The sequence below is a fragment of the Streptomyces sp. TLI_053 genome, assembly GCF_900105395.1.
Lineage (GTDB): Bacteria > Actinomycetota > Actinomycetes > Streptomycetales > Streptomycetaceae > Kitasatospora.
In genome coordinates this window covers 8,546,775-8,562,579 of sequence record NZ_LT629775.1, presented here as the reverse complement: position 1 = coordinate 8,562,579, position 15,805 = coordinate 8,546,775, and the positions used below count along the sequence as shown (strand labels likewise).

The window sequence follows — 15,805 nt, the reverse complement described above, 5'->3', positions numbered from 1 at the left end:
ACGACCGACGTCCGGACCGGACCTCCGCACAACGCCCGGCCCGCCCCAGCACCCGCAGCCACCGCCGCCCCGCTCCCGCGCTCTCCCCGCACCTTCCGTCCACAGGAGAACACCATTTCCATGCACCTGCCGGCCGCTTCCGGGCAGACCGTCGACCCCGGAGCAATCGGCGCGAAATGCGCCCGCCTACTGCGACTCGCCCACGACGAACGGTTCGCCGACGTCGCCCTTCCGGTGTTCCCGCTGCCGGCCGAACCGGTGGGGGAATTCCCCGGCATCGGCACCGCCGAATTCCCCGGCCTGGCCACCGCGGCCGACACCCCCGCCGCCGAACTCGTCGAGTCCTACGCGGAATTCCTGCGGGCCCTCCGACCCGCCCTGGACGCCGAGGTCCGGGCGGTCTGCGGGGACGGCCCGTGGATCGTCCGCAGCTCCGGGGCCGAGGACGGCGAGGGCAACATCAACGCGGGCGGCTACGAGAGCCTGGTCTGCGCCGACCCCGCGGAGCTCCACCGGGTGGTGTCCGCCGTGGTCTGGAGCGGCTACGCCGAACGCTCCGTCGCCCAGCAGCGGCTCCACGACCCCGGGTACCGCCCCCTGCCCATCCCCGCCTTCGTCCAACCACTGCTCGCCGCTCCGCCGCACCGGCTCCCCGCACCGACCGAGACCCCACTGCTGTCCGACGCCGAACTCGCCGGAATCACCGCCTGGTTGGACTGCGCCCACACCGGGTTCGGGATGGCCCGGCTGGACACCGAATGGGTTCTGGCGACCGACCACGGCACCGTCTCGGTCACCGCCCTCACCGAGCGCGGCCCCGACGGCCGGCTGGTGGGCCAGCTCTCGTTCGGCTTCGGCTTCGCCTCGGCGCAGCGCCTGGAGCACACCGACAACAGCCTCGCCTGGCTCACCGGCTCGCCCGGCCTCACCCTGTGGCGGGGCGAGGTGCTGACCGCCGTGGAGGTCACCGACCGCCGTCTGGTGCAACTCCGCCCCGCCGCCGCGTTCGATCCCGAACCCGTCGTCGAGACACTCACCGAGAAGTCCCGGCGCGAGTGGCGGCAGGACCGCGCCGCCCGTCCCGCGGAGATCCTGGTGGCGCCGGCCGCGGTCGCCGCGACCGGGTTCCTGACCGCCGTCCGACTGGACGACGCCTGGGCGCAGTACCTCGCCCTCGACGACGCCGGGCGGGCGGGCGTCGGGCACGTCCTGGTCGAGCGGGGCAGCGCGGCGGAGCACGCCGGGGTGATGTTCCGCCAGTACGGCATCGGCGTGCTGCGCGGCCGCCCCGAGGACCTCCCCGAGGGCGCCTCGTACGTCCTCGCCGACCCGTGGGCGGAGGAGTGCTGGTTCGGGGCCGGCCGACCACCGGCCGTCGACACCGTCCGCGCCCGGACGACGGCCGTGCCGCAGGGCTGCCGGCTGCTCCACGACCCGGCGGACGGGCTCGAAGCCGTCCGGCGCGCGCCCGACCCGGCGGCGGCCCTCGCCCCGGAGGCCATGCCCCGGCTGACCGAACTCACCGCCCTGCCGCACCTGTCGCCCTCGGTGCGGCGCCGACTCGTCGACCGGAGCCACCTGCCCGACCCCGACTGCCACCGCCGGGACGGCGACTCGGTCGCCTCGCCCTCGTTCGCGGCCCGGGTCGGCGAGGCGCTGCTCGCCCTGGGCACCGACCCGCAGGACCTCCTCGCGGCCGCCCCGCCGCAGGCCGGGACCTACCTGCGGGGTCTGGCCGCCGCTCGGGCCGGCTCGGCCGACCGGTCGGCCGAACTGCTGCCGCGGAGCACCCGCGCGCTCGGCGCCGTACCGGTCGGGCTGCTGGCCGGGACCGGGGACCTCCGCCCGGCGGTCGCCCTCGCCCGGCTGGAGCTGCGCCCGGACGTCCCGGAACCGGCGCTGCGCCGACTGCTCACGGCGGCCGCCGCGCTCGCGTCGAGGGACGGCGACGGTGACGGCGGCACCGGCACCGGCGCGGCGGTCGCGCTGCTGCACGCCGCCGACGCCCTCGCCGACGCCCTCGCGGCGCTCGACGTACACACCCCGGAGGAGCGCGAGCAGGTCCTGACCGGACTCGCCGCCGCACTCCCGGTGACCGACCGGGCGACCGACCCGACGACCGGCCCGGCGATCGACCCGACGCGTGCCGAGGCGCTGTACCGCCTGGTGCCGCGCTCCCAGCTGCCGCCGGCCGAGGTGCCCCGGCTGCTCGCGGCCGCCGCCGACGACCCCGGCTTCGCCGACCGCCACCTCCGACTGGAGCGCTGCCGGGTGGCGCTGGCGGCGGCCGACCCCGGTACCGCACCGCGCCGGGCCGCCGAGCTGACGGCCGCCTACCGGGACTACGCCTCCGACCCGACGGCCCCCGGCACCCCGGCTCCGGCTCCGGCTCCGGCCCACGGCCCGGCGCAGGACGACCGGACCGCGAACGACGGCGGGCCGGACCTGGCCGTGCTGCGCCTGCTGGCCCGCTGCGACCTGGTCGAGTCCTACGACGCCGCCCTCAAGGCGATCCTTCTCGACCTGGTCGACGCCCCCACCGCCGACCGCTGGCACGGCTACCTCGGAGTGCTGTCCGAATGGCTGCGACTGGCAGAGGAGTTCGGCCTCACCCCCGCCGAGCGACGGGCCGTCACGACCTTCCGCTCCTGGCTCGCCCACTGGCGCGGCGGCCCGCCCGCCACGGACTACACCATCGAGGAGAACGCCTCCTGGCAGCGGATGCTGGCGGACGCCGCCGGTTCGCCGGCAGCCGCACCGGCCAACCCGCACCGGCTCCACAACGCCGTCCACCAGTGGCAGCTCGCCCGCACCGAACGCTACCCACTCGGGCGCGCCCCCAGCGGCGTCGCCGCACTGCAGCGGATCTCCGACCGGTTCTGCCACGGCGGCAACAAACTGCTGCGCCTCGGCGCGGGCGCGTTCGAACTCGACGTGCCGCTGTCGCTGCACAAGGCCAGCCTGGTGTTCCGCCCCGACCGGGTCGAGGGCGAGTGGAGCGAGCAGCCAGGCGTCGTCGCGGGCGAGACCGGGCGGCTGCGCGCGTTCCGGACCCTGCTGGAACTCGCCGGCACCTGGTTCCCCGACCTCACCTTCCGCTCCGAGCAGTTGCTGCTGGCGGGCACCTGGACGCTGCGGATGGAGGCCCGGTCGAGCGGCCCGCGGCAGCGTCTGACGTTCGAACTGATGCGCCTGGCCCTGGGCGTGTTCCGCACCCTCTTCGACGGATCGTACGACTTCTCCTACGTCGAGGACGAGGAGGTCGCGGGGCTGGCCGAGGAGTTCGCCCACCCGGCGTGGGGCCGGATCGTCCCGGCGCTCGTCCACTACCGGCTGCAGTACGACGACTCGCACCAGTTCGAGACCCTGGAGACGCTGCCGCTCGGCACCAGTGTCGGCATGCTCTGCACGGACCCGGAACTGCGCGCCGTCGCCCGCGAGCTGGCGGCCGGCGGGGCCGAGGACGCACTGCGACGGCTCGACGCGGTGTGGGCGGCACTGCAGGCCGAGGACGACCCGGCCGAATGGATCCTCCGCTACAACCGGGTTCAGCAGACCGCCCTCCTGACAGCCGCCCTCCATCCCGACGAGGCGCTCCGTGCGTTGGCCCGCACGGACCCGGCCGAACCACCCGGCGGGGCGCAGGACATCCTGGCGAGCGCCCTGCTGCCGCGCGCCGACCTCTGGACCGCGGTCATCGCCAGGCTGCCCCGCGAGCCGCTCGACCCCGACCACGGCCTCACCGCTCTGGTGCTGCGCCACGCACCGCACCTCGCGGTGGCCCCGGAGAACGCCCGCGCCGTCGCCCGCGCGGTACTCGCCGCACCCAAGGCCCACCGCCGCTGCAAGCAATACCTGGCGCACCGCCACCCCGACGTGCTCGCCGCGGGCGGACTCCTGGACCTCCTGGTCGAGGACCTGGAGGTCGTGCCGTACGCCGCCGGTCCGGAGCTGGAGGCACCACTGGCCCGGGCCGTGGCGGCGGTCGGCGGCCGCCTGAGGTCCGACATCCGCGCCCGCCTCACCGAGTCCGACCCGACCCTCTCCACCGGAGGTCGATGACGGGACACCCTCGGGCGCCAGGTGTCCTCGGCCTTCTGCAACCGGCGCCACAGCGTACTGGCGGCCCTGGGGCAGGTCCGGGGCGAACGCGTCCTGGACCTCGGGTGCGGTACCGGCCTCTGTTCGCGCCTGCTGAAGGCGCAGGGGGCCGGACTGGTGGTGGGACAGGACGTGTCGGAGGGCATGCTCTCCTACGCGAGGGCGCAGGAGCCCGCCGGCCACCGGGGCATCGAGTACGTCCACGCTCTGCCGCCCGCCCTGGAGGGGACCTTCGACGCCGTGCTCGGCGTCTACGTCCTGCCCTACGCCGAGCAGTACGCGGAACTCGTGGCGCTGTGCGGGACGGCCGCGCGGGCGCTGAGGCCCGGCGGCCGGTTCGTCACCCTGCCGGTCGACCCCGACTACGACGGCAGGCGCGAGCAGTGGCGGCTCCTGGCCGAAGGCGCCCCCGACGACGCCACCGCCGACTACCTGACCCGCTATCCGCCGGGCGGCGATGGCGACTGCGATGGCCTGCCAGTAAGCGCGGTAGCCGGTTCGGCCTTCCTTGATGCAGAAGCCGACGGGCCGGGCGGCGTTGTCGTCGGTGACCCGGCACCGATCGCGGCAGGCCGCGGCGACGGCGAGTCACTGCTGCCACTGGGCGCGCAGGGTGGGGTCGGTCGGGGCCTCGCCGAGGGTGCGGCTCCACTCCGATCGATGCCCCGCGGTGCAGTCGGCGAGCACCGCGAGCCGGTTGGAGATCAGGGTGGTGCTCTCGATGAGGTAGTCGTGGTGGCGCGGGTTGGCCGCAGTGGAGAGCGGCACCAGGCTGATCCTTTTGCCAACCGGGGTTGACCGGGACGTCGGTGGCGAGCTGGCGACCGATGCGCCGAGCCCGGACTTGGCTGAGGCTGTCGACGCCGCGGAGCGCGCGGCTCTCGACGACCTGGCGCAGCAGGGCGGCGGGTTCGTGGCCGGCGACCTCGGCGCGGCGGAGGCAACGGTGAGGGCGGGCCAGGTTTTCTCGTTACGGGCACGGGCGACTTGCTGGTCGCCGAGGACATCGGCAGCGAGGGCCTGATGGCGGAGGGACTCGGGGTCCTGCTGGTGGGCGCCGGGGATGCCGTCGGTGGCCCGCACCATGTCTCCCCACCGCCCTCCGAAGCGAGCGCGATGGACCGAATCGACAGCGCCAGCAGGGCCTGTCCGGCCATCGGCCCAAGTCAGCAACAGGTCAGCACGAGTCCGAGTACAGCCTCACGAAAAGGCGGGTACCCGAGAGTCCGGGTCGCGCGTCAGGCGCAGTCGCGCGGTCGCCACGGGACGACCCGCGCCCGGACCAGGAAGCCGATCAATCCTCTTTACGTGCATAATTTGCCCAGATATGGTCCGTTTACCAGATGGTCGGCACGGCTCTGTGTGCTCGTTCAGGACGGCAGGGTCACCGACTGGGCGTGGTGGAAGACGTTGGCGGCGTCCCAGAGCTTCTTGGCGCGCTGCAGGCGGGTGTAGTTCGCCTTGTAGTAGAGGCGCTGGTAGGCCGGCTGCTTGTCGGCGGTGGTGCCCAGGTCGACGTCCGGGTAGTTGACGTAGGCCCCGTCGGTGTCGGTGTCGATCTCCGGGATGCCGCCGGTCGCCCGGTAGGTGTCCCGGTAGAGGCCGCTGAGGTAGGCGAGGTGGGCGGCGTCGTCGGCCCGGTCGGTCCAGTAGGTCTGGTACTGCAGCTTCATGACCGAGTCCCGCTGCGGGACGGCGGTCTCGGCGGCGCCCCGCGCGTTCACCCGGCAGCCGTAGGAGTCGATCTGGACCAGTGTCTGGGTGAGGTCGAGGCCCTCGACGTCCTTGGTGAGCCAGGTCCACCAGGCGTCGGTCTGGGTGGGCGTGAACGCTCTGCGGTGGTAGGCCGACTTGTACTTGCCGCGCTGGTTGGGGCCGGAGCCGTTGAGCGTCATGGTCGCCTGGAACCAGGGCAGTTGGCGGCGCTTGTCCGGGTAGGGCAGGTAGAGCCCGCCGACGCCGTTGGTCTGCGCGGTCGACTTGGCGCGCATCCCGCGCTCCACCCGGGCGAGGAACGCGTCCAGCGGCGCCGGGTCCTCCTCGTCCCACTGGCTGAACAGGACGACGTTCCCGTTCGAGTGGTGGGTGAGGTGGAGGATCGAGAACAGTCCGCGGTACACCTTCTCCGCGGCGCCGCTGTGCTCGGCGAAGAAGGCGCCGAAGTTGTCCAGCAGGGTGCGGAAGTCCTCGGGATGCTTGAGCAGGTCGGACCACTTCCAGGCGACGCTGCTGAGCCAGACCCGGGGCGGCGGCGCCGGCAGCGCGTGGGCGAAGTGGTAGCGCAGCACCACGCCGAAGTTGCCGCCGCCGCCCCCGGTGTGGGCCCAGAACAGCTCGTGCTCGGGCGAGCCCGGGGGGTCGCCGCGGTGCGCCCGGGTCACCTCGACCACTCCGCCGCGGACCGTGGCCACGTCCACCTGGACCAGATGGTCGACGGTCAGTCCGTGCCGCCGGGAGAGCAGCCCGTACCCGCCGCCGCAGATGTGGCCACCGGCGCCGACCGAATAGCAGGACCCGGCCGGAACGGTCACCCCGTACTCGCGGAAGAGCGTGGTGTACACGTCCCAGTTGGTGGCTCCGCCCTCGACGGCGTAGGTGGGGCCGCCGTACTTGTCGGTCCCCGCCCCGACCCCGCGCAGGGTGCTGAGATCGAGGATGACGCCGCGGTCGTTGTCGACGAAGCCCTCGTAGCAGTGGCCGCCGCCGCGCACCGTCGGCCGCAGCCCTCGGTCGAGCGCGGAACGCAGCTCCGCCACCGCGTCGGCCTCGTTGCCGACCAGCCGGATGTACGCCGGTCGGCTGCGCCAGCGCTGGTTGAAGCCCTGGCTGAGCGTCTCGTAGCGGGAGTCCGGGGGAAAGACCGTCCAGCCCTCGGGCTGTTCGACGGGTCGGGCCGAGGCCGGGCCGGCGGCGCCGACGACCAGGCCGAGCGAGGCGGCGGAGGCTCCGGCGGCGACCATTCCGGTACTGCCGAGGAAGCCGCGGCGGGAGAATTCGTTGCTCATTCCTGGGACCGTCTTTCCCGACTCCGACAGGTGGCGGGCGAACGCTAGCAAGGAATGCACAGGGAATCCATTGTCCACAAATAAGTGTGACCGTATGTAGACGAATTCTGGCCATGCGTGTCAATTGCCCAACGGCGATGGCGCGACCGGGGTTCCCGTGCGTAGCCGGAACAGTCCGATCCGACCACCCGGAACCGGTGAATCCGGCTGCACCGGGCCGGAGGCCGGTTTCCGCCCCTCCCGGCCGGGGATCGACCACGACAGAGGCACCAATCGGGAGGCAGGCAGCCATGGCCTATCAGTACACGGTCGTCACCCCGCACGGCGATGTCCACCTGGACAGCGAGCACCACCACAGCGCGTTCGACACCATCGAGGACTTCCTGAAGCACCACAAGGAGACGCTCACCACCGCGGTCGGCGTCGCGACGCTGGCCGTCAACGCCCTCGGCCTCTACCACTCCTACAACCGGGCCGGCGCCCGCCTGCGCTAGCCGTGTGCACGCGGGGCCGAAAGGCGACCCGCCGCGGAAGCCCCGTTCCCGCTCCGCACCCCGGAGCGGGAACGGGGCTTCCCGTCCTCGGGCGGGGCGCTTGACGGGAGATCAGGTTAGGCGCCATATTACTTTCATGGCACAGCAGCACCAGGCCGGCAACGGCGCACCCTCGCTCGACCAGGCCCGCCGGCAACTCTCCCGGTACGGCCTGGCCGCCGATCCTCAGGCGGTCCTGGTCGCGGCGCGACTGATGGCCGCCGGAGCCAGGCTGAGCCAGGCCGGCGAGGCCCACTTCGCCCGCTTCGGCCTGTCCACCGGGCGCTACCGGCTGCTGGCCGAGCTGGAGGACCACGGCGGCGAGAAGTCGCCGTCGCAGCTGGCGGCGGCGCTCGGGGTCTCCCGGGCGACCGTGACCGGCCTGGTCGACGGGCTGGAGCGGGACGGCCTGGTCGCCCGGCGCCCGTCCGCGGAGGACGGGCGGGGCAACGTGGTGATACTGACCGCACGCGGCGCGCAGCGGTTGCGCGACATGGCGCCGGAGCACTTCGACCGGATGCAGGCCATGGTCGCCGGACTGTCGGTCGAGGAGCGGACGGTCTTCCTCGACCTGCTGGGCAGGTTGGTCGCGGGCATGTCCGCACTGACCGACGACTGACGGACGACAGCGGGGGCGGTGGGCCGGTCGACCGGCCCGCCGCGCCACCGGGCCCACCGGCCCACCGGCCCACCGGCCCACCGGCCCACCACAAGCCCTTCCGCCACCTCATTGTTGGCCCACCGCACACCTATAATTAGCCTCCTAATCACTTGGACGACCCCATGCCCGGCAGAACCAAGCAGCACCCCGCCACCCCCGACATCACCCCCGGCACCCCCGCCGCCCCGGACACCGAGACCCGGCCCCGCTTCGTCCTCTGGCGCGAGGTCCTGATCGCCTACGCGGCGCCCGCCGTCATGGCCAGCGCCGGCGGTTTCGCCACCGGCCAGTCGGAGCTGAGGATCGCCGCCCTCACCACCATCGCCGGCACCTCCGCCCTGGTCGCCACCCTGGTCGGCCTGCGCCACCGGCGCCGGCCCGCCGACTCCTGGGCCGCCCGCGGGCCGGTCCCGCTGCTCGCCCTCGTCTTCGGCCTCGGCTGCGCCGCGCTCGCCCTCGGCGTCGGCCTGGCGGCCGCCGAGCTGCTGCCCCGGATACCGGCGCTGGCCGACAGCCCGTGGCCGGGCCGGCTCCGCATCGACCTCCCCCTGTCCGCCGCGATCGCGGCGACCATGACCACCTGGCGCTGGCGGGTCTCCCTCCCCCGCCGTCGGCGCGCCCACTGAACCGCTCCCGCACCACCGTCCCTACCGGCATCCGTACCTGCATGCCTACCTGCATCCCTGTCTGCATCCCTACCGAAGGAGCAGTACCCGCATGATCACCATCATGGGCGCGTCCGGCGCCACCGGCGGCGCCACGCTGCGCAGCCTCACCGCCCTGGACGTCCCGGTCCGCGCCCTGAGCCGGGACCCGGACCGCCTGCTGGCCGGGCTCGACCCGCACACCCGCGGACTGGTCGAGGTGGCGGCCGCCGACGCCGGCGACCCCGCCTCGATGCGCGCCGCCCTCAAGGGCACCACGCAGCTCTTCCTGACCATGGAGAACGGCCCGCAGCAGGTCGAGCACGAGCTGCGCGCCGTGGACCTGGCCGTGTTCCTGGGCGTGCGGCACGTCGTGAAGGTCTCCGCGCCGGCCGCCGAGCCCGACTCCCCGGTCGCCGTCTCCCGCGGCCACCACCTGATCGAGCAGCGGCTGCGGGCCTACGACATCACCACGACGGTGCTCCGGCCGTACGCGTTCATGCAGAAGCTGCTGCTGCTCGCGCCCGGGATCGCCGCCGCCGGGGCGATCTTCGGCGCGCTGGACGGCGCCCGGTGCAACTACGTCGACTGCCGCGACATCGGCGACGTCGCCGCCGCGGTACTGACCAGGCCCGACACGGCCGGCGGCGAGATCCCGCTGACCGGCGGCCGGGCGTACAGCCACCCGGAGCTGGCCGAGCTGCTGGGCACGCTGCGTGGCCGGCCGGTGCAGGCGGTGAACCTCTCGCCCGCCGAACTGCACGCCCACCTGGTCGCCCGGGCCGGGATGCCGGACTGGCTGGCCGCCCACGTGGTCGAGATCCAGCGGCTCGCCGTGGAGCGCCCGGAATCCCCCGACGACGCCGCCACCCGGCTGATCGGACGCGCCCCCCGTACCCTGGAAGCATTCCTCGGGGAGCACCTCGACCGGTTCCGCTGATCCGTCCGTACGGTTCCGCGACCCACCGGACCGGGCTCCGACGGGCCCGCCGCCTCCCCCGGCGGCGGGCCCGTCACCCCCCGGGGAGCGACCCTGTCGGCACCGGGGCACCACCCCGTCGACCCCGGACGACAGCCCCGTCGACCCCGGGCCGCAGCCCCGTCGACCCCGGAAAAACGGCCCCGCCGCCCTCCGGGAGCGGCTCCGGATGTGGCATGGGTCACGGTCGGAAACTCGACCTGACGGACCGTCAAAACGAGTGACGGTCCGTCACATCCGATCGATGCGGCCTCAGTTGTGACCTGATGCTCCGTCAGATTCGGCCACTCCAGGGCCAGTTGGGCGGAGTGTCGGCCGGTGTGCGTTTCACCGGACCGGGCTACCATCGGTTGGGTTGTCCGCTCCGGCCCCGGAGTGGGATCACCCGGATCAGGCGAGTGCTCCCACCGCCCCCAAGGGCCGGAAGATCCATCGGGACGGGGCGAGACCTAGGAGCACACGGCACTGATGACAGCCGAACCCAGCCGGGAACCGGGCGCCGAGGCGCCCGCCGACGGCGGCACCACCGACCGGGACACCGCCGCCGAGAAGCAGGCCCACTACCCCGGCCGGCCGGCCCCCGCACCCCGCACCCTGATCGACATCCTGGACGAGACCGCCCGGCAGTACCCGGCCGAGCCCGCCCTCGACGACGGCCGCACCGTGCTCGGCTACCGGGCGCTTGCCGCCGAGGTCGAGCAGCTGCGCGGCCGCCTCGCCGCCGCCGGCATCGGCCGCGGCGACCGGGTCGGCGTCCGGGTCCCCTCCGGCACCAACGACCTCTACGTCTCCGTGCTCGCCGTGCTCGCCGCCGGCGCCGCCTACGTCCCGGTGGACGCCGAGGACCCGGACGAGCGCGCCCAGCTGGTCTTCGAGGAGGCCGCCGTCGCGGCCGTGCTCGGCGCCGAGCGCGCGCTCACCCTCACCGGCGGGCCCCGCGAGCCGCTCGCCGACCGGACCCCCGGCGGGCACCGCCCGACGCCCGCCGACGACGCCTGGATCATCTTCACCTCGGGCTCGACCGGGCGCCCCAAGGGCGTCGCCGTCACCCACCGCAACGCCGCCGCCTTCGTCGACGCCGAGGCCGCGCTCTTCCTCCAGGAGGAGCCGATCGGCCCCGGCGACCGGGTGATGGCCGGCCTGTCGGTCGCCTTCGACGCCTCCTGCGAGGAGATGTGGCTGGCCTGGCGGCACGGCGCCTGTCTGGTGCCCGTCCCCCGCTCCCAGGTGCGCAGCGGCGCCGACCTCGGCCCCTGGCTGGCCGAGCAGGAGATCACCGTGGTCTCCACCGTGCCGACGCTGGCCGCGCTGTGGCCGGCCGAGGCGCTGAACGAGGTGCGGCTGCTGATCTTCGGCGGCGAGGCCTGCCCGCCCGAGCTGGTGCAGCGCGTGGTCACCGAGGGTCGCGAGGTGTGGAACACCTACGGTCCCACCGAGGCCACCGTGGTCGCCTGCGGGGCGCTGCTGACGGGCGAGGGCCCGGTGCGGATCGGCCTGCCGCTGGACGGCTGGGACCTCGTCGTGGTCGACGAGGCCGGCGAGCCGGTGGCACCCGGCGGGACCGGTCAGCTGGTGATCGGCGGCGTCGGCCTGGCCCGCTACCTGGACCCGGAGAAGGACGCCGAGAAGTACGCGCCACTGCCCTCGATGGGCTGGGAGCGCGCCTACCGCAGCGGCGACCTGGTCCAGGCCGACCCGGAGGGCCTGCTGTTCCTGGGCCGCGCCGACGAGCAGATCAAGCTCGGCGGGCGCCGGATCGAGCTCGGCGAGGTCGACGCGGCGCTCCAGGCGCTGCCCGGCGTGGCCGGGGCGGCCGCGGCCGTGCGCACCGCGCGCGGCGGCAACCAGCTGCTGGTCGGCTACCTGGTGACCGGCGAGGGCTGGGACCGGGAGCAGGCGGTGCAGCGGCTGCGCGCCGAGCTGCCGGCCGCCCTCGTCCCGTTGCTGGCCCCGGTCGACACCCTGCCCACCCGCACCTCCGGCAAGGTGGACCGCAACGCGCTGCCCTGGCCGCTGCCCGATCTGGAGACGTCCGGGCCGACCGAGCAGCTGTACGGCACCGAGGCCTGGCTGGCCGAGCAGTGGACGGAGATCCTCGGGGTGCCGGTGAGCGGCTCCCGGGAGGACTTCTTCGCGATCGGCGGCGGCAGCCTGGCCGCCGCCCGGCTGACCACCCTGCTGCGCACCCGCTACCCGAACGCGGCGGTCCTGGACATCTACCAGAACCCGACCCTGCGCAAGCTCGCCCGGCACCTGGAGCGCACCTCGGCCGGTACCGGCGAGACCCGGACCGTCGACCCGGTGCCGACCCGGGCCAAGCTGCTCCAGCTTCTGCTGCTCGTTCCGCTGTTCACCGTGGTCGGCCTGCGCTGGACGACGGCACTGCTGGCGCTCGGCAACCTGCTCTCGCACCTGGACGGCTTCGGCTGGGCGCCGACCGCCTCCTGGTGGGCGGTCGCCCCGCTCGCCGCGGTGCTGTTCACCCCGGCCGGCCGGCTGGCGATCGGCGCCGGCGGTGCCCGGCTGCTGCTGCGCGGTCTGCGGCCCGGCAGCTACCCGCGCGGCGGCGGCGTCCACCTGCGGCTGTGGGCCGCCGAACGGCTCGCCGAGGTGAGCGGCGCGACCTCACTCTCCGGCGCCTGGCTGGTGCGGTACGCGCGGGCGCTCGGCGCCAAGGTCGGCGAGGAGGTCGACCTGCACGCGCTGCCGCCGGTCACCGGCATGCTCAAGCTCGGCCGGGGCTGCGCGGTGGAGGCCGAGGTGGACCTCAACGGCTACTGGATCGACGGCGACCGGCTGGAGGTCGGCCAGATCAAGGTGGGGTCGGGGGCCGTGGTCGGCACCCGCTCGACCCTGCTGCCGGGCGCCCGGATCGGCAAGCGGGCCCAGGTCGTGGCCGGCTCCAGCGTCACCGGTCACGTCCCGACCGGCCAGCGCTGGGGCGGCGCGCCCGCCGTCAAGCTGGGCCGGGCCGAGCGGACCTGGCCGAAGGAGCGCCCGGTGCGCCGGGCCCGCTGGTCCGCGCTGTTCGGCCTGAGCGGCTCCGCGCTGAGCCTGCTGCCGCTGCTCCCGGCGGTGGCCGGCCTGGCGGTGCTGACCCTGTTCGTCGACCCGGCGGACGGGCTGGGCGGCGCGCTCGGCGGCGCGCTGCTCGGCCTGCTGCCGGCCGTGCTGGCGTTCGGCGTGGTGTACGCGGCGCAGCTGGTCGCGGCGGTGCGGCTGCTGTCGATCGGCCTGGAGCCCGGTGTGCATCCGCTGTACGGCCGGGTCGGCTGGCAGGCCTGGACGGTCACCCAGCTGATGGACCAGGCCCGCGAGGTGCTGTTCCCGCTGTACGCGGGCCTGGTCACGCCGCTCTGGCTGCGGGCGCTGGGCATGCGGGTCGGGCGGCACGCGGAGGTGTCCACGGTGCTGGCGCTGCCGAGCCTGACCACGGTCGGCGACGGCGCGTTCCTGGCCGACGACACCCTGATGGCGCCGTACGAGCTGGGCGGCGGCTGGGTGCGGCTCGGCGAGGCGAAGGTCGGCGAGCGGGCGTTCCTCGGCAACTCGGGGATGACCGCGCCGGGCCGTTCGGTGCCCAAGCGGGGCCTGGTCGGCGTGCTGTCGGCGACCCCGGAGAAGGCGAAGAAGGGCGGCTCCTACCTGGGCATGCCGCCGGTGCGGCTGCCCCGCTCGGCGGACGCGGCGGACCAGAGCCTGACCTACGAGCCGCCGGCCCGGCTGCTGTGGGCGCGCGGGCTGGTCGAGGTGTGCCGGCTGCTGCCGGTGCTGGCCTCGGGCGCGCTGGGCCTGCTGACGCTGGCCGGGCTGTCCTGGCTGGCGGTGGCGTGGTCGCCGCTCGCGGCGGCACTGCTGTCCGGTCCGGTGCTGCTGGCCTCGGGTGCGGTGGCGTGCGCGGTCGCGGTGGCGGCGAAGTGGCTGCTGGTGGGCCGGTTCCGGGCGGTGGAGCACCCGCTGTGGAGCGGCTTCGTGTGGCGCAACGAGCTGGCGGACACCTTCGTCGAGGTGCTCGCGGTGCCGTGGCTGGTGGGCGCGGTGCCGGGCACCCCGGTGCTGAACCTGTGGCTGCGGGCGCTCGGCGCGAAGGTCGGGCGCGGCGTGTGGTGCGAGAGCTACTGGCTGCCGGAGGCCGACCTGGTCACCCTCGGCGACGGGGTGTCGATCAACCGGGGCTGCGTGGTGCAGACCCACCTCTTCCACGACCGGATCATGCGGATGGATACTGTCGTCCTGCGCGAGGGCGCCACCCTGGGGCCCGGCGGCATCGTGCTGCCCGGCAGTACGGTGGGCGCGCGCAGCACGCTGGGTCCGGCCTCGCTGGTGATGCGTGCCGAGTCGGTGCCCGCCGACTCGAGGTGGCTCGGCAACCCGATCGAGGTGTGGCAGGCCACGTCCTGACCGCCGTCCAGGGGGGCCGGCCGGGGTTCGCCCCGTCCGGCCCCTCGGGCGTCCGGTCGGTGCCCGCCGTCCCTCGTCCCCCGTCCATCCCCTGTTCCGTCCACCCCGTGTTCCAGGAGCGTACGACCCGGTGAACCACAGCCCGGCGCAGTCCCCGCAGCCCTCGCAGCCCGTCGCCCCGCCGGACCCGTACTTCCCCGGCAGCGGGGATCCCCGCTACCGGGTGCACCGGTACGAGCTGGCGCTGGACTACCGGCCCGGCCCCAACCGGCTGGGCGGCACGGCCCGGCTGAGCGCGGTCGCGGCGACCGTGCTGAGCGAGTTCGCGCTGGACCTCGCGGACTTCCGGATCGGCCGGGTGCTGGTGGACGGCAGGCCGGCCCGCTACACCCACCGGGCGGGCAAGCTGCGGGTGCGGCCGGTGAAGGCCCTGTCGGCCGGTGCGGCCTTCACGGTGGAGGTGCACTACACCGGCAATCCCCGGCCGGTCCGCAGCCCCTGGGGCGGCCTGGGCTGGGAGGAGCTGACCGACGGCGCGCTGGTGGCCAGCCAGCCGGTCGGGGCGCCGTCCTGGTTCCCCTGCAACGACCGGCCGGCGGACAAGGCCACGTACCAGATAGCGGTCACCACGCCGTCCCCGTACACCGTGGTGGTGGGCGGCCGGCTGCTGACCCGGACGACCCGCTCGTCCAGCACCACCTGGGTGTACGAGCAGTCCGCGCCGACGTCGACCTATCTGGTGACGGTCTCGATCGGCCCGTACCGGCCGGTGCCGCTGGCCGAGCACCCGGAGGTGCCGCAGACCGGCTACGTGCCGGAGCGGCTGGCCGGGGCGTTCGCGGCGGACTTCGGGCGGCAGCCGAGGATGATGGCCTACTTCGGCGAGGTGTTCGGCCCGTACCCGTTCGGCGAGTACACGGTGGTGGTCGCCGACGAGGAGCTGGACGTGCCGGTGGAGGCACAGGGGGTGGCGACCTTCGGCACCAACCACCTGGGCGGCGGCTGGGACCGGGAGCGGCTGGTCGCCCACGAGCTGGCGCACCAGTGGTTCGGCAACAGCGTCTCGATCGGGGACTGGAGCCACATCTGGCTGAACGAGGGGCTGGCCAAGTACGCCGAGTGGCTCTGGTCGGAGCGTTCGGGCGGGCCGACGGCGGCCGCGCGGGCGCTGTACGCGCACCGGCTGCTGGCCGGGCTGCCGCAGGACCTCCGGCTGGGCGACCCCGGCCGCAAGCTGATGTTCGACGACCGGCTGTACCAGCGCGGCGGGCTGGTGGTGCACGCGCTGCGGCTGACGCTCGGCGACACCGCGTTCTTCCGGATGCTCAGGGACTGGGCGACGTTCCACCGCCACGGGGTGGTCACCACCGCGGACTTCACCGCGCACGCCGCCCGGTACGCGCGGACGCCGCTGGAGGGCCTGTTCGACGCCTGGCTGTGGCGGCCCGAGCTGCCGCCGCTGCCGGCCGGCTGAGGCCGAC

The 15,805-nt window shown here is 74.4% G+C and carries 9 protein-coding genes; 8 read left to right on the top strand and 1 reads right to left on the bottom strand.

Going from position 1 to position 15,805, the window contains the following annotated elements:
• Positions 1-120 precede the first annotated feature (120 nt).
• Together BLU95_RS35675 and BLU95_RS35670 are read left to right on the top strand one after the other, a co-directional pair.
• A complete protein-coding gene (locus BLU95_RS35675) occupies positions 121-4,062 on the top strand; it encodes a hypothetical protein (protein ID WP_093863626.1) in 3,942 nt (1,313 codons plus the stop codon).
• 21 nt (positions 4,063-4,083) lie between these two features.
• Positions 4,084-4,899 carry a class I SAM-dependent methyltransferase gene (locus BLU95_RS35670; protein WP_093863625.1) on the top strand — a complete coding sequence of 272 codons (816 nt, stop codon included), beginning with the start codon at positions 4,084-4,086 and terminating at the stop codon, positions 4,897-4,899.
• A 572-nt stretch (positions 4,900-5,471) separates the two neighbouring features.
• Here BLU95_RS35670 and BLU95_RS35660 read toward each other — a convergent pair.
• Entirely contained in the window at positions 5,472-7,106 is a 1,635-nt protein-coding gene (locus BLU95_RS35660; RefSeq protein WP_231978050.1) for an FAD-binding oxidoreductase, read from the bottom strand.
• A 290-nt stretch (positions 7,107-7,396) separates the two neighbouring features.
• Between BLU95_RS35660 and BLU95_RS35655 the strand changes: the two genes are divergently transcribed.
• The 6 genes from BLU95_RS35655 (at position 7,397) to BLU95_RS35630 (ending at position 15,798) form a co-directional block, all read left to right on the top strand.
• Complete coding sequence (locus tag BLU95_RS35655) at positions 7,397-7,600, top strand: hypothetical protein (RefSeq protein ID WP_093863623.1); 204 nt, start codon at positions 7,397-7,399, stop codon at positions 7,598-7,600.
• A 136-nt stretch (positions 7,601-7,736) separates the two neighbouring features.
• A complete protein-coding gene (locus BLU95_RS35650) occupies positions 7,737-8,258 on the top strand; it encodes a MarR family winged helix-turn-helix transcriptional regulator (protein WP_093863622.1) in 522 nt (173 codons plus the stop codon).
• Positions 8,259-8,422: 164 nt separating this feature from the next.
• Positions 8,423-8,926 carry a hypothetical protein gene (locus BLU95_RS35645; RefSeq protein WP_231978049.1) on the top strand — a complete coding sequence of 168 codons (504 nt, stop codon included), beginning with the start codon at positions 8,423-8,425 and terminating at the stop codon, positions 8,924-8,926.
• Positions 8,927-9,017: 91 nt separating this feature from the next.
• Positions 9,018-9,884 carry an NmrA family NAD(P)-binding protein gene (locus BLU95_RS35640; RefSeq protein ID WP_093863621.1) on the top strand — a complete coding sequence of 289 codons (867 nt, stop codon included), beginning with the start codon at positions 9,018-9,020 and terminating at the stop codon, positions 9,882-9,884.
• A 507-nt stretch (positions 9,885-10,391) separates the two neighbouring features.
• Positions 10,392-14,324, top strand: coding sequence for a Pls/PosA family non-ribosomal peptide synthetase (locus BLU95_RS35635; RefSeq protein ID WP_093863620.1), 3,933 nt, complete (start codon positions 10,392-10,394; stop codon positions 14,322-14,324).
• Between the two features lie 130 nt (positions 14,325-14,454).
• Positions 14,455-15,798, top strand: a complete 1,344-nt coding sequence (locus tag BLU95_RS35630; RefSeq protein WP_093863619.1) for a M1 family metallopeptidase — start codon at positions 14,455-14,457, stop codon at positions 15,796-15,798.
• Positions 15,799-15,805 lie beyond the last annotated feature (7 nt).